The sequence below is a fragment of the Campylobacter sp. DY7 genome, assembly GCF_057802535.1.
In genome coordinates this window covers 1-19,817 of record NZ_JBYJAU010000018.1, presented here as the reverse complement: position 1 = coordinate 19,817, position 19,817 = coordinate 1, and the positions used below count along the sequence as shown (strand labels likewise).

The 19,817-nt window shown below is 28.8% G+C and carries 28 protein-coding genes; 22 read left to right on the top strand and 6 right to left on the bottom strand.

Translation table 11 applies throughout. The annotated features are described in order from the left end of the window. Complete coding sequence (locus tag AC1B00_RS08725; RefSeq protein WP_239817777.1) at positions 1–567, bottom strand: hypothetical protein; 567 nt, start codon at positions 565–567, stop codon at positions 1–3. Positions 568–630: 63 nt separating this feature from the next. Between AC1B00_RS08725 and gltX the strand changes: the two genes are divergently transcribed. From gltX to AC1B00_RS08705, 4 genes are read left to right on the top strand one after another with little or no spacing between them, the layout of a single operon-like run. Next, entirely contained in the window at positions 631–2,010 is a 1,380-nt protein-coding gene (gene gltX / locus AC1B00_RS08720; protein ID WP_488849309.1) for a glutamate--tRNA ligase, read from the top strand. Beyond that, the gene (locus tag AC1B00_RS08715; protein ID WP_488849308.1) at positions 2,007–3,254 is read left to right on the top strand and encodes a malic enzyme-like NAD(P)-binding protein; all 1,248 of its coding nucleotides are present in this window, start codon (positions 2,007–2,009) and stop codon (positions 3,252–3,254) included. Before gltX ends, AC1B00_RS08715 begins: the two co-directional genes overlap by 4 nt. Beyond that, positions 3,241–3,864: a uracil phosphoribosyltransferase gene (gene upp, locus AC1B00_RS08710; protein ID WP_239817780.1), complete on the top strand. Its 624-nt coding sequence runs from the start codon at positions 3,241–3,243 to the stop codon at positions 3,862–3,864. The genes AC1B00_RS08715 and upp overlap by 14 nt, the downstream gene beginning before the upstream one ends. A gap of 1 nt (position 3,865) precedes the next feature. Continuing rightward, positions 3,866–4,258: a rhodanese-like domain-containing protein gene (locus AC1B00_RS08705; RefSeq protein WP_488849307.1), complete on the top strand. Its 393-nt coding sequence runs from the start codon at positions 3,866–3,868 to the stop codon at positions 4,256–4,258. 39 nt (positions 4,259–4,297) lie between these two features. Here the strand turns inward: AC1B00_RS08705 and AC1B00_RS08700 are convergent, their stop codons facing one another. From AC1B00_RS08700 to AC1B00_RS08690, 3 genes are read right to left on the bottom strand one after another with little or no spacing between them, the layout of a single operon-like run. Further along, complete coding sequence (locus AC1B00_RS08700) at positions 4,298–4,552, bottom strand: heavy-metal-associated domain-containing protein (protein ID WP_239817782.1); 255 nt, start codon at positions 4,550–4,552, stop codon at positions 4,298–4,300. After that, positions 4,549–4,821 carry a hypothetical protein gene (locus AC1B00_RS08695; protein WP_488849306.1) on the bottom strand — a complete coding sequence of 91 codons (273 nt, stop codon included), beginning with the start codon at positions 4,819–4,821 and terminating at the stop codon, positions 4,549–4,551. The genes AC1B00_RS08700 and AC1B00_RS08695 overlap by 4 nt, the downstream gene beginning before the upstream one ends. Beyond that, complete coding sequence (locus AC1B00_RS08690; protein WP_488849305.1) at positions 4,818–5,885, bottom strand: transglutaminase-like domain-containing protein; 1,068 nt, start codon at positions 5,883–5,885, stop codon at positions 4,818–4,820. The genes AC1B00_RS08695 and AC1B00_RS08690 overlap by 4 nt, the downstream gene beginning before the upstream one ends. Positions 5,886–6,003: 118 nt before the next feature. On the opposite strand from AC1B00_RS08690, the gene infA reads away from it, so the two are divergent. The 17 genes from infA (at position 6,004) to AC1B00_RS08605 (ending at position 17,076) form a co-directional block, all read left to right on the top strand. Then, positions 6,004–6,222 (top strand): translation initiation factor IF-1, encoded by a 219-nt coding sequence (infA, locus tag AC1B00_RS08685; RefSeq protein WP_214117771.1) that lies wholly within the window; start codon positions 6,004–6,006, stop codon positions 6,220–6,222. A 101-nt stretch (positions 6,223–6,323) separates the two neighbouring features. Beyond that, complete coding sequence (locus AC1B00_RS08680; protein ID WP_488849303.1) at positions 6,324–7,091, top strand: hypothetical protein; 768 nt, start codon at positions 6,324–6,326, stop codon at positions 7,089–7,091. Then, positions 7,092–7,376 (top strand): hypothetical protein, encoded by a 285-nt coding sequence (locus AC1B00_RS08675; RefSeq protein WP_488849302.1) that lies wholly within the window; start codon positions 7,092–7,094, stop codon positions 7,374–7,376. It begins immediately after the preceding gene. A 320-nt stretch (positions 7,377–7,696) separates the two neighbouring features. Continuing rightward, positions 7,697–7,810 (top strand): 50S ribosomal protein L36, encoded by a 114-nt coding sequence (rpmJ, locus tag AC1B00_RS08670; protein ID WP_214117768.1) that lies wholly within the window; start codon positions 7,697–7,699, stop codon positions 7,808–7,810. A gap of 3 nt (positions 7,811–7,813) precedes the next feature. After that, positions 7,814–8,179 carry a 30S ribosomal protein S13 gene (gene rpsM, locus AC1B00_RS08665; protein ID WP_239817787.1) on the top strand — a complete coding sequence of 122 codons (366 nt, stop codon included), beginning with the start codon at positions 7,814–7,816 and terminating at the stop codon, positions 8,177–8,179. A gap of 9 nt (positions 8,180–8,188) precedes the next feature. Further along, positions 8,189–8,581 carry a 30S ribosomal protein S11 gene (gene rpsK, locus AC1B00_RS08660; protein ID WP_239817788.1) on the top strand — a complete coding sequence of 131 codons (393 nt, stop codon included), beginning with the start codon at positions 8,189–8,191 and terminating at the stop codon, positions 8,579–8,581. Between the two features lie 30 nt (positions 8,582–8,611). Beyond that, positions 8,612–9,238 carry a 30S ribosomal protein S4 gene (gene rpsD, locus AC1B00_RS08655; RefSeq protein ID WP_239817789.1) on the top strand — a complete coding sequence of 209 codons (627 nt, stop codon included), beginning with the start codon at positions 8,612–8,614 and terminating at the stop codon, positions 9,236–9,238. A gap of 13 nt (positions 9,239–9,251) precedes the next feature. After that, entirely contained in the window at positions 9,252–10,259 is a 1,008-nt protein-coding gene (locus AC1B00_RS08650; protein WP_239817790.1) for a DNA-directed RNA polymerase subunit alpha, read from the top strand. After that, a complete protein-coding gene (gene rplQ / locus AC1B00_RS08645) occupies positions 10,256–10,606 on the top strand; it encodes a 50S ribosomal protein L17 (protein ID WP_239817791.1) in 351 nt (116 codons plus the stop codon). The genes AC1B00_RS08650 and rplQ overlap by 4 nt, the downstream gene beginning before the upstream one ends. 28 nt (positions 10,607–10,634) lie before the next feature. Further along, the gene (gene cheQ, locus AC1B00_RS08640) at positions 10,635–11,111 is read left to right on the top strand and encodes a cheVAW transcriptional regulator CheQ (protein ID WP_336611623.1); all 477 of its coding nucleotides are present in this window, start codon (positions 10,635–10,637) and stop codon (positions 11,109–11,111) included. A gap of 9 nt (positions 11,112–11,120) precedes the next feature. Further along, positions 11,121–12,842, top strand: coding sequence for an aminopeptidase P family protein (locus AC1B00_RS08635; protein WP_488849301.1), 1,722 nt, complete (start codon positions 11,121–11,123; stop codon positions 12,840–12,842). Between the two features lie 36 nt (positions 12,843–12,878). Beyond that, positions 12,879–13,157 (top strand): hypothetical protein, encoded by a 279-nt coding sequence (locus AC1B00_RS08630; protein WP_488849300.1) that lies wholly within the window; start codon positions 12,879–12,881, stop codon positions 13,155–13,157. A gap of 50 nt (positions 13,158–13,207) precedes the next feature. Beyond that, positions 13,208–14,542, top strand: a complete 1,335-nt coding sequence (locus AC1B00_RS08625; RefSeq protein ID WP_488849299.1) for a hypothetical protein — start codon at positions 13,208–13,210, stop codon at positions 14,540–14,542. 41 nt (positions 14,543–14,583) lie between these two features. Continuing rightward, entirely contained in the window at positions 14,584–15,447 is an 864-nt protein-coding gene (locus tag AC1B00_RS08620) for a hypothetical protein (RefSeq protein WP_488849298.1), read from the top strand. 32 nt (positions 15,448–15,479) lie between these two features. Beyond that, entirely contained in the window at positions 15,480–15,911 is a 432-nt protein-coding gene (locus AC1B00_RS08615) for a hypothetical protein (RefSeq protein ID WP_488849297.1), read from the top strand. Between the two features lie 2 nt (positions 15,912–15,913). Beyond that, entirely contained in the window at positions 15,914–16,276 is a 363-nt protein-coding gene (locus AC1B00_RS08610; protein WP_488849296.1) for a hypothetical protein, read from the top strand. Positions 16,277–16,299: 23 nt separating this feature from the next. After that, the gene (locus tag AC1B00_RS08605) at positions 16,300–17,076 is read left to right on the top strand and encodes a hypothetical protein (RefSeq protein ID WP_488849294.1); all 777 of its coding nucleotides are present in this window, start codon (positions 16,300–16,302) and stop codon (positions 17,074–17,076) included. A 74-nt stretch (positions 17,077–17,150) separates the two neighbouring features. On the opposite strand, the gene AC1B00_RS08600 is transcribed toward AC1B00_RS08605, so the two are convergent. Together AC1B00_RS08600 and AC1B00_RS08595 are read right to left on the bottom strand one after the other, a co-directional pair. Further along, positions 17,151–17,819: a cytochrome b/b6 domain-containing protein gene (locus tag AC1B00_RS08600; RefSeq protein WP_488849292.1), complete on the bottom strand. Its 669-nt coding sequence runs from the start codon at positions 17,817–17,819 to the stop codon at positions 17,151–17,153. After that, positions 17,809–18,750, bottom strand: a complete 942-nt coding sequence (locus AC1B00_RS08595; protein WP_488849291.1) for a 4Fe-4S dicluster domain-containing protein — start codon at positions 18,748–18,750, stop codon at positions 17,809–17,811. The genes AC1B00_RS08600 and AC1B00_RS08595 overlap by 11 nt, the downstream gene beginning before the upstream one ends. Before the next feature lie 63 nt (positions 18,751–18,813). Between AC1B00_RS08595 and AC1B00_RS08590 the strand changes: the two genes are divergently transcribed. Continuing rightward, positions 18,814–19,419 (top strand): Crp/Fnr family transcriptional regulator, encoded by a 606-nt coding sequence (locus AC1B00_RS08590; protein ID WP_239817803.1) that lies wholly within the window; start codon positions 18,814–18,816, stop codon positions 19,417–19,419. Positions 19,420–19,817: the final 398 nt, after the last annotated feature.

Sequence of the window (19,817 nt, the reverse complement as noted above, 5' to 3'; positions counted from 1 at the left end):
CTACCTAAACATTTTTATTGACGCCTTTGCTTCTTCTTTTTCCATATAATTACGAACTGACTCTTGAGCGTTTTTATTTATTAAATAATTTTTTATTTGTTCTTTTGCCATTTCATAAGATGCGCCGTTCATTTTATCCTTATTTAGGTTATAAAATCTTATAATTTCATCATCACTTACATCTTTCATATAATTTTGTGCTATTAAATCAAATAATTTTCTTTTTAAAATCTCATCTTTTATATTATCACTTAAGATTTTTATCTTATCTTGATTATGTTCTATGAAAGTGTCTAAACTTACATTATTTGCTGCTGCTATTTTTGATAATTCTTCGTTTATTTCTATTTGATTTACTCCTAATTTAAAATTTTTAGCAAGTGAAGTGCATATTTTATTTTGAATTAAAAGTTTTAAAGCTTCGTTTTGGTCTATATTCATATATTGTGAAACTTCTAATATATCAATGTTTGTAATAGGTTCATTATTTACGCTAGCAATTATTGAAGCAATAGGATTTGCTTTTAAAAATGCACTAATAATTAGCACATATAAAATTTTTCTCATTATTTACCTTTAAGTGATTTTAAGTGATTATAACTACAAAAAATTCACAAAAGGCTAATAATAATGATAGTTACTAGATTTGCACCCTCTCCAACGGGGTTTTTACACATTGGTGGGCTTAGAACTGCACTTTTTTCTTATCTTTATGCTAAAAGAAATAATGGTAAGTTTATTCTTCGTATTGAAGATACAGATATGGCAAGAAATAGCGAAGAGGCAACAAAGGCTATTTTAGAAGCGTTTAAATGGGTTGATTTAAAAGTTGATGGAGAAATCACATATCAAAGTAAAAGAATGGATATTTATAAAGAATACATTCAAAAATTACTTGATAACGGAAATGCTTATTATTGTTATATGAGTGAAGACGAATTAAACTCGCTAAGAGCAGAGCAAGAAGCTAGAAAAGAACGCCCTAAATATGATGGAAGATATAGAGATTTTAAAGGAGAGCCACCAGCAGGAATTAAACCTGTTGTTAGAATTAAAGCACCACTTGATGGAGAAATTATTGTAAATGATGGTGTAAAAGGCGAAATAAGATTTAATGCTGCTGATATTTTAGATGATTTTGTAATTGCTCGTGCTGATGGCACACCTACTTATAATTTCGTTGTAGTTGTTGATGATGCTTTAATGGGTGTAACTGATGTAATTCGTGGAGATGATCACCTTTCTAATACTCCTAAGCAAATAATTATATATGAAGCTCTAGGCTTTAAAGTTCCTAATTTTTATCATTTAGCAATGATAAATGGAGAAGATGGCAAAAAGCTTAGTAAAAGACACGGAGCAACCGATGTTATGGAATACAAAGCTATGGGGTATTTACCTGAAGCATTGCTTAATTTCTTACTTAGACTTGGCTTTTCTAATAAAGACCAAGAGATTTTTTCTATGCAAGAAATGCTAGATTGCTTTACTTTTGATAATGTTAGCAAAGGTGCAAGTACATATAACGCACAAAAGCTAGAATGGATAAACGCTCATTATATAAAGACTTTAAGCGATGAAAGATTAGTGAATGCTTGTAAAGACTTAGGATTTGACTTTTCAAGTATTAAAAATTACTCGTTTTTATTAACTATGTTAAGAGAAAGAGCAAAGACTTTAATAGAATTAATTAATAGTGCAAAGATTATAGTAAATGCTCCTAGCGCTTATGAAGAAAGCGGAGTTGCAAAATTTGTAAATGAGAATAGCAAAGCATTATTTGCTAAGTTTGTAAATGAGTTTAAAGATGCAAAAACTGAAGCGGAATTTGAATTAGGAATTAAAGAATTTTTAGAAAACAATAACGCTAAGCTAAAAGACATAGCTCAATTAATAAGATTAGCATTAACAGGAACTACTGTAAGTCCTAGCATTTATGCTATGATGGAATTTTTAGGAAATGAAGAAATAAAGGCAAGATTTAATAAATTTTTAAAGGAGATTGTATGAATAATTTAAAAGAAAGAGCATTAGAGTATCACTTAGGTGGTAAGTTAGCAACGGCGATAAAAACGCCTATGAAAGAATACGAAAGCTTAAGTTTGGCGTATTCTCCAGGGGTTGCATATCCATGTGAAGAGATTGCTCGTGATGCGGATTTAGCTTATAAATACACTAGTAAAGGTAATTTAGTAGCAGTTATTAGCGATGGTTCGGCTGTTTTAGGTCTTGGCAATATCGGTGGTATTGCAGGTAAGCCTGTTATGGAAGGCAAGGCGTGTTTGTTTAAAAAATTTGCAGGCGTTGATGCTTATGATATTGAGCTTAGCACTCAAGATACCGAAGAAATAATAGCAGCAGTTAAAGCGATTGCTCCTAGTTTTGGCGGAATAAATCTTGAAGATATAGCAGCTCCTAAATGTTTTGAAATTGAAACAAGACTTCAAGATTTAGGAATTCCTGTAATGCATGACGATCAGCACGGAACTGCAATTATTAGTGCTGCAGGTCTTATAAATGCTTGTGATTTAATAGGTAAAAAGCTAGAAGATTTAAAAGTAGTTGTTTGTGGAGCAGGTGCAGCAGGAATTGCAAGTGCTAAAATATACAAAACTTTAGGTGTTAATAAGATTTTCTTAGTAGATTCAAAAGGCGTTTGCAATACAAAAAGAACTGATTTAAACGAGCATAAATTAGAATTCGTAAGAGAATGTGATGAAGATACTTTAGCCGAAGTTATTAAAGGAGCTGATGTTTTCTTAGGACTTAGCAAAGCAGGAGCTTTAAGCGAAGAAATGCTAAAAACTATGGCAAAAGATCCTATCGTATTTGCTTTAGCAAATCCTGACCCTGAGATTTTACCTGAGCTTGCGAAAAAGGTTCGCCCTGATGTAATTATTGCAACAGGAAGAAGCGATTATGATAACCAAATTAACAATGTTTTAGGCTTTCCGTATATTTTCCGTGGAGCTTTAGATGTTAGAGCTAGAAAGATTTCTATGGCTATGAAAATTGCTGCTGTAAGAGCTTTAAGCGAATTAGGAAGACTTGAAGTTAGTGAAAAAACAAAAAAATTATATGGCAAAGATTTAAAATATGGAAAAGATTTAATAATTCCAAAACCTTTTGATGATAGGGTAAAAGCTTATGTTAGCACAGCAGTTGCAAAGGCTGCAGTTGATGAAGGAATAGCTTTAGTGAAAGATTTTGATGAGAAAGCATATTTTGAAAGGCTTTTAAATGAAGGTAATTAAAAATACTTTAGTTTCAACTTATCTAGCTAAAATTAGGGATAAAAACACATCTTGCAGGGATTTTCGTGAGCATATCAAAAAGCTTAGTGGTTTTGTGATTTATGAGGCTTGTGAGTTTTTAGCAACTGAAAAAGTAGTAGTTCAAACTCCGTTAATGCCTTGCGAATGCGATGTAATAAGTGATGATATTGTAATTGTTCCTATTTTAAGAGCAGCTTTGGGTATGAGTGATATTGCACTTGATTTATTAGGTAAAGCTAGTGTGGGATTTTTAGGAATTCAACGCAATGAAGAAACGCTTGAGCCTGAGTTTTTCTTTGAAAAATATCCACAAGATATGCAAAATAAAACTGCAATTATAATTGACCCTATGTTTGCAACGGGTGGAAGTGCGATTGCAGCAGTAAATAGATTAAAATCAATAGGTGTAAAAAAGATAATTTTTGCAAGTATTATTGCAGCACCTGAGGCAAGAGATAAGATGAAAGCAGTTCACCCTGATGTAGCTTTAATTACTGCTTGTCTTGATAAAGGGCTTAATGAAAAAGGCTATATTGTTCCAGGTTTAGGCGATGCTGGAGATAGAATATTTAATACTTTAAAGGACTAATATGAAAAAGTTATTATTAAGTTTAGGTTTATTTTCGTTTTTAAATGCTGATATTGTTACTATAAATATTAGCGAGTATGATTTTTCTAATAAAGATTATACTTTAATTGATGTTAGAATGCCTAGCGAATACGCTGCAACAGGTGTAGTAGATGGTGCTAAATTAATCACATTTTTAAAAGAAGATGGCACTATAAATGCTGAATTTATAGATGAGGTAGCGAAAAACTACTCTAAAGATAGCAAAATTGCCATTATGTGCAGAAGCGGTAAAAGAAGTTTAGCAGCTGCTAAAATGCTTGAAAAAAACGGCTTTAATGATATTTTAAATCTTGACGGCGGAATGAACGAGCTACTTAAAACTAATATAAAATTAGTTCCTTATAAAAACTAATTCTTAATTCCTATTTCAAATTCTTTTTGAAATAGGAGCTTATTTAAGTATTCCTTGATAGCCCGTGTCAAAAAGGGCTTGATTTATCATGCTTTCATTAAGTTCTTTATCGCTTTTAATTATTGCATTTTTTGTATCTAAACTCACATTTACTTTTGTTACGCCATCAATTTTTAGTAGTGCCTTTCTTACAATTGCAGTGCATAATGGACAATGCATTTTAGGAACTTCTAGTGTGTATTCATAGGCATTTAAAATGCTAAAAAATAAGCTTAAAAATATTAATTTTTTCAAATCATTGCTCCTATAATTTCAGGATAAAATACAATTAATAATAAAATTATTCCTATTACAAATAGTTTTGTTTTATTGTTTTTGTTTAGCTTTTTGTATAAAAATATAAAGTAAAGCACGCAAGTAGCAATACCTAAATAAATTCTAAAAGGTGCTAAAAAATCAAAATTAACAAGGCTTACTCCAAATATTAAAAAGCTAATAGCTCCAACACAACAAAGGCTAGAGCTAATAGCTAATAAAAATATTGAAATTAAATATTTTTTCATATTTGTTTTGAAGTGTATTCATAAACAAATTCGCTAGGCGAATAATAATCTAGTGTATTTGAATCAACTTCAGCATATACATAGCCAAAATTATTAAGTGGTGCTTGAGCTGGGCGTGGAGTTAGCACAAAATCTCTTTGCGTGTTAAATTCGCACCAACACATTTCCCAATTTCCGAATTGAAATTCTATTAATTTTTGTATTTGGCTATCGTTATTATCTAGTTTGAGTGATAATTTAACCTTAGCTACATCAGCAGGATCGCATGGAATCCAGCCATAGCCTTTTAGATAAAATTCCGCTCTACAATGTTGAGCTTTTGTGATGTTTTCTTTACTACCCATTGCAGCGTAAAATCTACTTTCGCCCAAACGAATTCCAAAGCATTCTCTAGCAGGTATATTTACACTTCTTAAAAGTGCTACGAATACCGAGCTAATATCAGTGCATTTTCCATAAAGCTTTTTACTTTCTAAAATAGCTTTAGCATCGCCAATTCCACATCCAATTACGCTTTCATCACGAGTAAAATTAAGCGCTACCCAATTATAAATCGCTCTTGCTTTTTCTAAATCACCTTTTATTCCTTTTGTAATGTTTAGAGCATATTCTTTTACTATTCCGCTAGTGAAAATATGTTCGCTTGGCTTTAAGTATTTTGCTATGCTTTCGTCTAGCTTTTCGTTTTCGTTAAAATTAACTTTTGAAAAATCAGTAATTCTATCGTGAGTTTTAATATTAAATTTTGTAATCAACTCAGCTTTTACATTAGAAAAACTTGCATATAAACTATTTGTTTCAAAATCACTTAAGTAAATTTCATTGTAATTACCACTATTTATAATATCGCTTGTAAGGTATTGATAGGGGCGTGACTTTGGTAATGGAAGCCAGATTTTGCTAACTTCGCCTAATTCATTTAGATTATGCTTTAAACATACTGAGTATTCTTTACTATCGTCTTTTGTTGCTTGATTACAATTTATTGAAGTGGTTTCATTCGCACTTAGTAAAGTGTTTGCTGCAACTGCAGACGATAAAGTTAAAAATGTTCTTCTTTTCATAACTTTATCCTTGTGTGAAATAAAGTTTAATTTTAAATTGTTTTATTTAATAATAAATTTAGTTTTTTAATACTTTTTATGTTATTATTGATTTTTTACATTTTTTTAAAGGAAAATTATGGCTAAAGATGATGTAATAGAAATTGATGGCGAAGTTATTGAAGCACTTCCTAACGCTACTTTTAAGGTTGAGCTTGATAATAAGCATGTAATTTTATGCCACATTGCAGGTAAAATGAGAATGCATTATATTAAGATTATGCCAGGAGATAGAGTAAGAGTGGAATTAACTCCTTATAGTCTTGATAAAGGTCGCATTACTTATAGACACAAATAATTTAGCACTTTTTATGGTGCTAAACTTCTAATTTATTTTTTCATTTTATTTACCATTCATTTATCTTTGGGGGGGGGTATTATTACTCCGAAGGAGATAAAATGAGTGATTTAGCAATAAATGAAAATCAAAATGAAAACAAATATGATTTGTTTAAGGGTGTTTTATTAGTAAATAATAATGATGTTACTCAATATGGTTTAATTTATATGAGTGAAATAGAAATAACTGCAAAATCTAGCATTAACTATGAAGATGCGGAAAAATCTTTAAAAAATTTAGCTAGTTATTTAGGATTTAATTGTGTTTTAAACATAGTAAGAGATAACTATACTGAAAGTATGGAAACTTCAGGAACTATTGATACAAAAGGCAGGGTAAGTAGTTTTTCTAATTCTTATAGTTCTACATCTACAGTAAATACAGAAACTAAAGTAAATAATAATTTTAGAATAAAAGGCACTTTAGCAATTATAGGCAAGTTAAATCCTAATGGAGAAAGCCTAAACTTAAATGCTATTTTAGAAAGAACAAATGTGGTGTATGAATGCCAAAGCACTACTCAACCTATTTACGAAGCAAATTGTGCTTTAGAGAGTTTAGATAACAAAAGTAAAATTGTTTTAATATCTAGTGCTTCTTTAATAGTTCTTTGTCTAATCCCTAAGATTGGTTTTGCTTTTGCATTTGTTAACCTTGTTATTATCGCTGCTTTTTATTTTATAATAAATAAAATTAGGAAAATACCACATAATACATTGCGAATTTGTGAACCAAATTTAAAAAAATTGATTTCACAATATGGCGATGAAATGATAACTATTTATAAACTTACTTCAAAAACTAGCATTAAACATATAGGAGAATAAATGAAAAATTTAATAAATAATTTAGCTGGTCTTAAAGAATGTGAATTTGCAAAGGCTTTTCATAAAAATGCCACATATGGCACAACTAACATAAATGAGTTATTAAAATATGCAAAAAACGATGTATTGAAAAAACTTATTTTAATTGCAATTACCACAATAGTAGTAACTTTTTTATTTAGTAACGGTATTTTTTCTTTATTGCTTGCATTATTGCCATGGATTATTATTGCTGGAGTAATTTATGTAATATTTAAGGCATTAAAGAAATTTAAAATATTTTAATTAATACGGAAGTTAATTTCAAGTGGAATTTAAATCCGTAATTAAATAATTTTCAAAATTTACAAATACTTTTTTAAATTATAGCTTGATATTAAATTGTTAAAAAATCTTTAGAATTTGAATTCGGAAATACAAATAAATCTAATATTTAAACTTATATTAATTTTGTTGTGATATCATCAGCACTTTTGCAATTTATCTGTGTGAAGAAGTAATATTTAAGTGAATTTTCCACCGTTTAAATATTAGTTGGTAATTCGTGATACCTAAAAATGCAGATTGTAAAAAAGTGGAAAGCAAATTATTTTTTAGGAGACAAGATGAAAGTAAGACCATCTGTTAAGAAAATGTGCGACAAATGTAAAGTCGTTATGAGAAAAGGCGTTGTTCGTATTATTTGCGAAAATCCAAAACACAAACAAAGACAAGGATAAGGTATGGCTCGTATTGCAGGTGTTGATTTACCAAAGAAAAAAAGAATTGAATATGGCTTAACTTATATCTATGGTATAGGTTTATTTACTTCACGCAAAATTTTAGCTGCTGTTGGTATCGATCCAAACAAGCGTGTTTATGAACTAAGCGAAGATGAAGCAGCAACAATTCGTAAAGAAATCCAAGAACATTATTTAGTTGAGGGTGATTTAAGAAAACAAGTTGCTATGGACATTAAAGCTTTAATGGATTTAGGTTCATATCGTGGTTTAAGACATAGAAAAGGTTTACCAGTGCGTGGTCAAAAGACTAAGACAAATGCTAGAACTCGCAAGGGTAAGAGAAAAACCGTTGGTGCAAAAGCGTAAGGATAGATAATGGCTAAGAGAAAAGTAGTTAAGAAAAAATTAGTTAAAAAGAATATTGCAAAAGGTGTAGTATATATTAGTGCAACTTTTAACAATACAATGGTAACAGTTACTGATGAAATGGGAAATGCGATAGCATGGAGTAGTGCAGGTGGATTAGGTTTTAAAGGTTCTAAAAAATCAACTCCATTCGCAGCACAACAAGCTGTTGAAGATGCTTTAAATAAAGCTAAAGAACACGGAATTAAAGAAGTAGGTATTCGTGTTCAAGGTCCTGGTAGCGGTAGAGAAACTGCTGTTAAGAGTGTTGGTGCAGTTGAAGGTATTAAAGTTACTTTCTTAAAAGACATTACACCATTAGCACATAATGGTTGCAGACCACCAAAACGCCGTCGTGTATAATATAAGTATAGGAATATAGGAGAAAATAGTATGGCAAGATATACTGGACCAGTAGAGAAAATTGAAAGAAGATTAGGCGTTAGCCTTGCAATGAAGGGTGAAAGAAGACTAGCTGGTAAGAGTGCTTTAGATAAAAGACCTTATGCACCAGGTCAGCATGGTCAAAGAAGAGGTAAAATTAGCGAATACGGCTTACAATTAAGAGAAAAGCAAAAAGCTAAATTTATGTATGGTGTAAGCGAAAAGCAATTTAGAAAATTATTCCAAGAAGCTGCAAGAAAAGATGGCAACACAGGTGCTATTTTAATTCAATTCTTAGAGCAAAGACTAGATAACGTAGTTTATAGAATGGGATTTGCTACAACTCGCCGTTTTGCAAGACAACTTGTAACTCACGGACATATTTTAGTAAATGGTAAAAGAGTAGATATTCCAAGTTATAGAGTATTACCAGGTGCTAAAGTTGAAGTTGTAGAGAAGAGCAAAAACAATCCTCAAATCGTAAGAGCAGTAGAACTTACAAATCAAACAGGTATTGTTGAGTGGGTAGATGTTGAAAAAGACAAAAAATACGGAATTTTCACAAGAAAACCTGAGAGAGAAGAAGTTGTCATTCCTGTTGAGGAAAGATTCATAGTAGAGCTATACTCTAAGTAATAAGGAGTAGCACATGAGAAAAGTAGTTACAACAGCTCATATGCCAAATGAATTTACTATTGAAAATATCGGCGAAAACAAAGCACGCATAAGTGCTTGGCCTTTTGAAATTGGTTTTGGCATTACATTAGCACATCCACTGCACAGGCTTTTACGCCTTAGTGCAATTGGCTATGCAGCAACTGCTATTAAAATTGATGGCGTAAGTCATGAGTTTGATAGCAAAAGAGGTATGGTAGAAGATATTTCTTTATTTATTATCAATATTAAAAATATGCGTTTTAAGATTAAAAACGAAGATAGTAAAAGAGAAGAAGTAAGCTTTAGCTTTAAAGGGCCAAGAGAAATTAAAGGTAGTGATTTAGCTAATAATGTAATTGAAGTTGTAAATCCTGATAACTACATTGCTACTATAAATGAAGATACTGAGTTAGATTTTACATTAGTTATTGAAAAAGGTATTGGCTATGTAGCAAGCGAAGATTTAAGAGAGAAAACTGATAGTAGTTTTATAGCTCTTGATGCGTTTTTTACACCAGTTAGAAATGCAAACTATTCAATAGAAAAGGTTTTACATGAAGATAATCCTGACTATGAAAAAATTGTATTTGAAATAACAACTGATGGTCAAATAACTCCTGAAGATGCGTTTAAGAATGCTTTAGATGCTATGTATCAACAAATGATGGTATTTAACAAAATAGCAACTACAAGCCCAAGATTAATTGGCGAAGAAGATACAGAAGAGTTTGATTTCTCTGCTTTACTTAAGAGTGTTAAAGAACTTGGCTTAAGCGTAAGAAGTAACAATGGTTTAGAAAAAGCTGGCATTGAATTTATAGGCGAATTAGCTTTAATGAGCGAAAACGATGTAAATAATTTAAAGAATGTTGGTAAGAAATCAGTAGAAGAAATTTTAAATGCTATGAAAGAAATAGGCTATCCAATAGGTTCTAACTCTGTTGAGGCTTATAAAGATAAACTTATTGAAAAAATAAAAGAAATAAAGGATAATAAATGAGACACGGACACGGATACAGAAAGCTAGGTCGCACTAGCACTCATCGTGCAGCTTTATTAAAAAATTTAAGTATTGCAATTATCAAAAATGGTAAAATTGAAACAACTTTAGAAAAAGCTAAAGAATTAAGATCTTATATTGAGAAATTAATCACTCGTGCAAGAGTTGGAGATTTTAACGCTCACAGAGCAGTATTCGCAGCTTTACAAGATAAAGAATGCACAAATAAATTAGTTACAGAAATAGCACCAAACTATAAAGAAAGAAATGGTGGCTATACAAGAATTATTAAAACAAGAACTCGCCGTGGTGATGCGGCTACAATGGCTTATATTGAGCTAGTATAATTATTGAGTGCTTCGGCACTCAAATATTATGAATAAAATCACACTTCCTTACAATCAAACTTTAGAAAACTACATACTCAACAAAGAACTTTACGAATTAGCAAATATCTCACAAAATGCTTATAAATTTTGGAAAAATATCAAATACGCTCAATATCCTAATTCTAGAATTGTATTTTTAGATAAAAGCACTATCGCAAAAAAATATGAGAATTTGATTTCGGAATGTTCTAATTTAAGCGGTTTGGTTTTAGCAAGTGCTTTTTGTTCTATGAGTAATTTAGCTCCATCGCATTTAAACCCAAATAATAATTCAAATCTATTAGAAATAATAAAACTTGTAGAAATTTCAGGGATAAAGTTTATAGATTTAGAAGACTTTTTCAAAAAATTAAATATCCCTAAAAACTCTCATATTTATATTGAAAAATGTTGTTATTTCGCACCTGAGCCATTTGAGAAAAAAATCAAACTAACAAATACTTTATGTTTAGGATATTATTAAGGATTAACTATGCTTACAAAAATAAGAAATATTTTAAATGAATTTAACGCTGATTTTATGCTGATTTTTACTGCAGATTTTCATCTAAGTGAGTATATTAACGAGTATTTTAAACTTAAAGAAATTTTAAGTGGTTTTTGTGGTTCGGCAGGAACTTTGCTAATTAGTAAAAACGAAGCATTTTTATTTACTGATGGTAGATATTTTTTACAAGCCGAAAATGAGCTAAAACAAGATTTTAAGCTAATAAAAAGCCCTGATTATATTAGCTATATTAAAGATAATTTTAACAATAAAACTGCTTTATTAGACTTAAGAACAATCTCTTATACAAATTATTTAAAATTAAGCGAAGTTGCAAAAATAGTTGATTTTACAATAAATTACAATGATTTTCATTCAAGAACTTTGCCAAAGGATAAAGTATTTTATCAAAATCCTAAATTTGTTGATAACATTAACAAAATAAAAAGATTGCAAAATGAACTAAGCGAAAAAAACATAGATTATTGTGTAATTTCAAGCCTTAGTGATATTGCATATCTTACAAATCTTCGTGGAAAAGATGTAGAATACAATCCCGTTTTTTTAAGTTATTTGATTGTTTCTAAAACAAAGGCTTATTTTTATATTGATGAAAATAAATTAAGCGAAATTGTTAAAGATGAAGATTTGATTTATAAAGATTATTTTGAATTTTACGATGATTTAAAGACGCTAAAAGGCAATATAATTTGTGATTTTTTTAATACTAACGCAAAAATTATAAGCCAAATAAAAGCAAATATAATAAATGAGATTTTGCCAAGCACAATGCAAAAAGCATGTAAAAGCGTTAATGAAATTAAGCATTTAAAATACGCTCATTTGCTAGATGGCATCGCACTTTGTAAGTTTAATCACTGGCTTGAAAATACTGATTTATCAAGCGTTGATGAGTGCAAGATTGATGAAGTTTTGACAAATTATAGAGCAGATAATGATTATTTTATAAGCAATTCTTTTGATACTATTGCAGGATTCAATGAAAACGCCGCCATAATTCACTATAAAGCTAAGAAAAACAATGCAAAATTCTTAAATGAAAATGGCTTATTACTCCTTGATAGTGGAGCACAATATGAGTGTGGAACTACCGATATTACTAGAGTTTTTAAGATAAATAAAGCTAGCAAAGAGCAAATTAGAGATTACACCCTAGTGCTAAAAGCAAATATTGCAATCTCAAAAATACTTTATCCAGAAAATATCAAAATGCCATTACTTGATAGTATAGCTAGAAAAGAGCTTTGGCAGTATGGGCTTGATTATTTGCATGGCACGGGTCATGGGGTAGGGTATTTTTTAAATGTTCATGAAGGTCCGCAAGTATTATCACTTAATGCAAATGCTAGCGAGCATACAAGAGTAAAAAGAGGAATGCTAACATCAATAGAACCAGGATTGTATCACGCTAACAAATACGGAATAAGGCTTGAAAACCTTGCTATAAGTGAGTTTGCGATGAGTAGTGAATACGGAGATTTTTTAAGATTTGATATAGTTACTTTGTATCCATTTGAGCTTAGTTTAATTGATTTAAATATGCTAAATACTGATGAAATTAAGTGGCTAAATGATTATCATTTAAGAGTTTTAAATACCCTAAGCCCTTATTTAGATGATTGCTTAAAGAACTTTCTAGCTTATAAATGCCGTGAAATTCCTATTTTAAATTCCACGAATTTTTAAAAGAATTTGAATTAGGAATTTGGTTTAGGAGCGAAAATGAAATATTTCTTTATCGCTATGATTGTGTTTGCAATAGCATTATTAGTTGAAGCGTATCCATATAAAAAATATAGATTTAAGTTGTTTTTAAAATTTATTTTTTGTTTTTATTATTATAAACAACTCTTAAAAGAATACAAACCAAAGGATAAAAATCACAAGCTTTATAATTTTATTGAAAACTTTATTTATTGCTTTAAGTTTTTATTACTTACTCTTATATATTTGCTTTTGTATTGCGGTATATTTGGCTTATTTTTTATGCTAATATATTGATGTTTTAAGAATTTAAAATCAGAATTTGAGCTAAAAAAAGGGGTAAGCAAATGGCTTTTAAAAATGTAGTAATTACAAAAGAACTTGATGAAAAATACAAATTATCTAAAATCTTTAACATTTATAACAGAAGATATCAAACTATCCCAGAAGGAACAGAAATTTTACTTGATAGTGATAAAGAGTGCTTTTTGTTTGAGTGCTATCACTATGAAGATCCAGAGCTAAACCACTTTTATCTTAGTAAGGCTGTATATATGATGTGGTATCAGAATACCTTTATAGAGCTTGTGATAGATTATGATTTTTATGAGATGATTGAAGGCGTGATGTATGATTATATCTATGAGATTTTAGATATAAAAGTGCTTGATGCTACCACTAAAGATAACAAAGAAGGCTTTAATGTAATAAGTTATGATTATATATGTAATGTTTTAGACATTAGGGAAAAATCACCGCTTAGCAAAGATGAAATCTTTAGCGTAGTAAAAGATGCTTTGTTAGCTTGTAAAGGCTACGGAGAAAAAGTATATGTTTTAGATGAGATAACTAAACAAAAGCTAGAGCGAACAAAACTATCGCTAGATGAAGCAAACGAGATTTTAGATATCGCTGGCGATACAAGGTATTTTGATTATGTAGCAAAGCATTTAGACTTAAGATATCTTGGAGTTTTTAACAAATACACCATTTTTTGCGAAGGGGTAAATGATATAAAAGATACAAGAAGTATTGATAAAACTATCGCTTTAAAGTTTTTGGATATTGATACAAATACAAGTCTTAAAAATGCTTTTATGAGAGTTTTTGATATAGATGAGCAAAGTTTGTTAAAAACCTTAAAAAGCGATATGTTTAAGCATGTTAATATCTATGATGAGTTTAGCTCTCGCTTAAACAAAGAATTACATGATACAAAAGAATACAAAGCTTGTGTTGAGTTTGAGGTTATGCATATAACTATTTTAAGGCGTTTTGTAAAAGAGACATCAGGCGCAGTTCGCGTTATAGTAGGCGATAATCCTAGTTATAATTTTGTTCATGCAGTTTGTGGTGAGATTATGAAAAATGAAAATATAACTATGATAAATGATATACCAAAGAAGTTTTATCACAGGTATGCGTGGTATTATGAGGATTTGCTTGATGCTTTTAGACGCGAGAAAGAGTTTTTTAGGGAGCATATAAAAGAAACAGAGCTACTTTTAAAACAATTATCAATACATAAAAAATACGGTGTGCGTGGTTTGAAAACTTTTAGATTTTTTAACAAATACTACAATCCTTTTATGAAAGTTGTTATATTTGGTTTGCAGTTAGCTTGTATTTATGTTGTTTTTAGACTGGCTTTTGTTTTGCTTAAGATTTTTGGTTTGATTTAGTGTAGGTTATTATTAAATAAACTTTATTTTAAAGGTAGGATATGAATGAGTTTTTAATATATCTAGCATATTTTTTAGATAATTTACATGATTTAGCTGGTGGGATTATTAGTATTTTAATTCCTATACCATATGGAGGTTTTATTGCTTATCCTATGCTTTTTGCCCTTACATTTTTTATAGGATTAAAGCTCTATCCTAGATTTATAATAGCTTTATATATTTTATTTTTTTATTTGACTATAAGAGCTGAACTTGTTGGTAAAGTTATCGGTGTGGAATTTGCACTTTTACAACTATTACTACCTGTTGTATTTTCACTATTAATTTGGTGGTTTTATAGGTTAGTAATGAAACAAAATCAAAAATTTATTAAAGTTATATTTTATTTTTTCTCATTTTTAATGATTGCCTTTCACGGAATATTATTAATAAGTCATTTTAATTTACAGCAAAATCCAAAGCACGAAGTAGTAGAACTTAAAAAACCAAATACCTTATTATTAAGCACAATTGAAAAACAAAACTATACGATAGATGGAAAGTTTTTTAAAAGCGTAAAATTGATAGTTGATAAAGAAGTGCAATTGTATGAAGATTATAAAAAATTTGAAAAACGCTTTGAAGAAGAAGCTTCAAAATTACCAACTAGACTTAGCAAAGATAAGCTAATAAATTATGATATTTATGGTTATTATAAACCTTGTAGCTATGCAGTAACAATTTTATATAATTTAAGTTCAAATTTTAGCCCTAATCTTGATAGAATTTATGATTCTTTTACTAGGTTATTTGTTGATAATTATTATCTTGATTTAGATAATTATATAAGTGATTGTTCCAATGATGTTTATAAAAATTATTTAAATAAATTAAAAGGAGAATTCGGTGAAAATATTAAATAAAGAGCGTTTTTGCAATACAAGAAAGGATGAAAATGTTTTATAAAGAATGTGAGCTTTGCTCTTGTAAGATTTCAAAATTAAAACTATATAGCTATAAAAAGGATTTAGGAATTTACACCTTGCAATGTCCTAATTGTAAGGCTTCTTATGTATTAAAGCCTAAAATATCTTTTATGATGATATATGCTATTGTTAGCGAGATTTTTGGATGGGCTGCGTTTTTGCTTCCGTTTTTTTGCGTGTTTTTGTGTAGTGATTTTGTGAGTAAGAATGTTGTATTTTTAATCTTTGTATGGCTTGTATCTTTTCTAGGTATTGGGCTTTTTCTTAGTATGCTTGAACATTATTTAAATTTATTTATATTTTCTAAATTTGTCTTAATTGATGATAATGAGAAATTAGAAGTTAAAAAAACTAGATTAAATAAATTGAAAGATTTTTTCATAAAGCTTGTAAAAAGATGAAAATGTTTTATAAAGAATGCGAGCTTTGCTCTTATAATATTTCAAAGCTAAAATCATTTTCTTATAAAAAAGACTTAGGCATTCATACCTTACAATGCCCTAATTGTAAGGCTTCATATATTCTAAAAGGCAAAATCTCAAGATTAAAAACTAGCGAGATAGTAAGTTTTATTTTTGGTGCTTTAGGTTTTAGCATTGCCTTTTTGATAGCTAGGGATTTTGTGCGTGACGATATTTTAGCTATTTGTGTATTTTTTCTTAGTTTTTTGATTTTATCTTTTGTATTTTCTATTATTCAGCGTTATTTGGATTTGCTAATTTTTGCAAACTTAACTTTAATGAAAGATAGATTTGCTAAAAAATAATTTATTTATAATAAAGGATAGTTATGAAGACTTTTTTAAACTGGATAATAAGTGAGATTAAATCAAATGAAAAATCTTTCATAGCTTTTTCTTTTTCTATTAAAAAATTAAATATTTATTATTATTTATTTTTTGCTTTATACTTGCTTATAAAACCTGATGATATTGCTAAAATATTTCGTATATTTATAGGTGAAAAAGCAGTATATAAAGATATATTTTTATTAATTCCTTTTGTAGGACTTCAAATTATTTTTTTAGTGGTATTTATTCCATCTTTTATAGTGATTTTATTTAACTTATTAATTGATAAAGATAAAATTAATCCTGTTTGTGTGTTAAAAGATTTTTTTCTAGGCTTTGCAATATGTATTCATATTTGTTTTAGCATACTTTATCCCCTAAGTTTGGCTACTCAATCTAATGAACTTTTCTTTATTTGTTTAGTAGCGTTTGTTTTTATATCTATATTGTTATTTGTAATTGCTAAAGAAAATATGCATTATTTTTTTAGCATTATTTTATATCTTACTTGCTCGTTACTTCTTTATGAGCTAATAGATATTTTTTATATTTTAGTTTCTTTTTTGATTTTACTTATAATTTCAGTTTGCATAAGGCTTAGAAGTATTTATTTATTTTTATTGTCAATGCCTTTGATAATTCATTATTTTATAGAGTTTGCACATGGTTATTTTGCAAGTAGTGAAGGCGTTATAGAGCCATTAAAATATTTAGCCGTTATGTTAAGTATATTTGTGATTATTATTGTTTATAACAGATTAAATAATAAAAGCTAATTCCTATTTCAAATTCCACGAATTTTTTAAGGAATTTAAAATAGGAATTTGGTTTATATGTTTTATAAGCAAGATTAAGAAAGTTTTAAAACTTTCTTAGCAGCTTTCACACCTTCTTGCCATAATTTATGCCTTTTTAATACATATTTAGCATCAACTTTTCCACCAAACATAGCACCTAAAAGCGCTCTATTAGCCTTAAAAACAAAAGCAAATAAATGTATAAATATCCAAAAAATTACTAAAAACATTCCTATATTATGTAGTAATGCTATCAAAAATAAAGAGTTTTCGCTAATCAAAACCCCTGCTAAATTTTTATAAGTTTTAATAAGTCCTGTGATTATTATAATAGCCATAATAATTACAAGTCCTAAATATGCAAGGCGTTGCTCTGGTAGATATTTTTCGCAAGGCTCTTCTTCTTTATTAAAAATTATTGCATAGATTAATTTTATGCTTTTTTTAATATCGCCTTTTTTTGGAAGCATTGAAAAATCTTTGCGTAAAATATAAAAAGTAATATGTAAAAACACAAAAAACATCAAGCTAATGCTAAAAATATAATGAACCATCAAACTAATATAATAATCCGTACTCCACGACATTAAAGGTAGTTTATAAATCATATATCTTTTTGCGACAGGCATTTGCAAAATACCACTAAAAATCAATGCAAAAACACTAATCATTATTCCTAAATGAGTTATTTGATTAAATATACTTTGTCTTTTAATTTTCATTTTTCTTCCTTAGTAAAACCCCTGCTAAAACTCCTGCAATAGGGCTTAATAAAACACTTTTAATTATTTTGTCATTACTGGTTATTTTGTTATTTACATCTACTTTCATATGTGCTATTCCTTGAGTGTTGTTTGCGTGTTTTTTGCTTATTGCTTCTTGAATTTTTTCAAACGAAATCGGCGATACATAAAAAGTAGCAGTTCCTCCGTTTTGTTTATCTCCATAAATATATGTGCCATTATCTTTGGCTAATTCTTTGTATTCTTGTGCTTTTTTTAAGGCTAGTAATTTTATTTCTTCTTTATTTGCATATATCATTGCGTTTTTAGGACAAGCACTCACGCAAGCAGGCGTGCTAATATCAGCACATAAATCGCATTTATACATAACCCCACCACCTGCTAATTTGGGCGCTATTTTAAGATAAACTCCAACTCCTGCTTGTCTTTGTGGTATGTGCCAAGGGCAAACATCTTTACATTTTGCTCCACCAAAACAAACATTAGGGTTAATTTTAACAGCTGAATTATCTTTGCTAATTGCTCCAAACGGACATATTTTAAGGCAAGTTGGCTCATCACAATGCATGCAATGTCTTGGGATATTTATGTTTTTATTATCTATGTTTAATTTTTCAACATAGATGAAATTATAAGGATTTAGTCTATTTATCTCATCTTTTTTGTCTTGATAATCTTCATAAAATTTTTGTGGATAATAGTTTGGTATATTGCTTATTGGTTTAGGAAAAACATCTTTATTTTTTGTTTTACAAGCGCTTACGCATAAAGGTGTTTTAAATTCAGCACAACCATCGCAAAGGCTTAAATCAATTAGTTTTGCCTTTTTTTCTTGATTTGTATTTGCAAAAACCTTGCTTACACTAGCAATTCCTGCTATTTTTAAAAAATTTCTTCTATCTAAACTCATAATATTCCTTGTTTTTGATAAAGTATAAATATTTTTAAAAATTATGTATGTGATAAAGTTACAATGAAGAAAGTTGAAAATTTTTTAAATTCTATATTTACAAATGATGAGTTAATTAAAAAGTGTTTAGAAAAAGGCTTGTTTAAGACTTATAAAAAGGGCGATGATTTATGGCAATGCCAAGGGCTTATATTTATTATTGATGGAAGTATCAAAATATTTATTGATAATGGCATTAGAAAGATTGATATTTTTAATTTATCAAACGATGAATATTGTTTATTGTCTGCTTCTTGCGTGTTAAACAATATTAGTTTTGATGTGAATATTGAGTTTGTAAAAAACACTAGTGTATGGCTAATTCCTAGCAAAGATTTAGAAGAATTAAGCGAGAAATATTTAGAATTTAAGCAATTAAAATTAGATATTGTTTCAAAAAGACTTAGTGAAATTATGAGATTTTTAGAAGATTTTGCTTTTATGCCGCTTGCAAATCGTGTTTTAAGATACATAAAGGATAATGCAAACAATAATGAATTAAAAATCACTCATGAAGAATTAGCAAGAGCTGTCGGTAGCTCAAGAGAAGTTGTAACAAAAATATTAAAAGAATTAAAAAGTGAAAATAAAATCACAATGCAAAGGGGAATTATTAGGATTTGTGATTAAAGAATTTGAAATAAGGCCTTGATAATGTTAGGTTTAATCTAAATTCCTATCCCAAATTCTTTAAACATAAATCATTTTTCTAACCACACCACTAAAAATAAAACTATCTAAAAGAATTTAAAACATAAATTTGATTTTTCATAATTATTTATATTATAAACTTCACATATAAATTTCTAACTAGCCATAAATCCTACTAAACCCAATCAAACCACACACTAAATCCCAACCACCAGCCCTTTCAAACCATCTATTATCCCAAACTCACACTAAATAACTTAAAAACTTTATCCATATTTTTTCCACATTTTTTCATATTTTTTCTATATTTTTTCATATTTTTACTATATTTTTTTCCACAACTTTTTTACATTTTTTAAATATTTTTAATTTTTTTA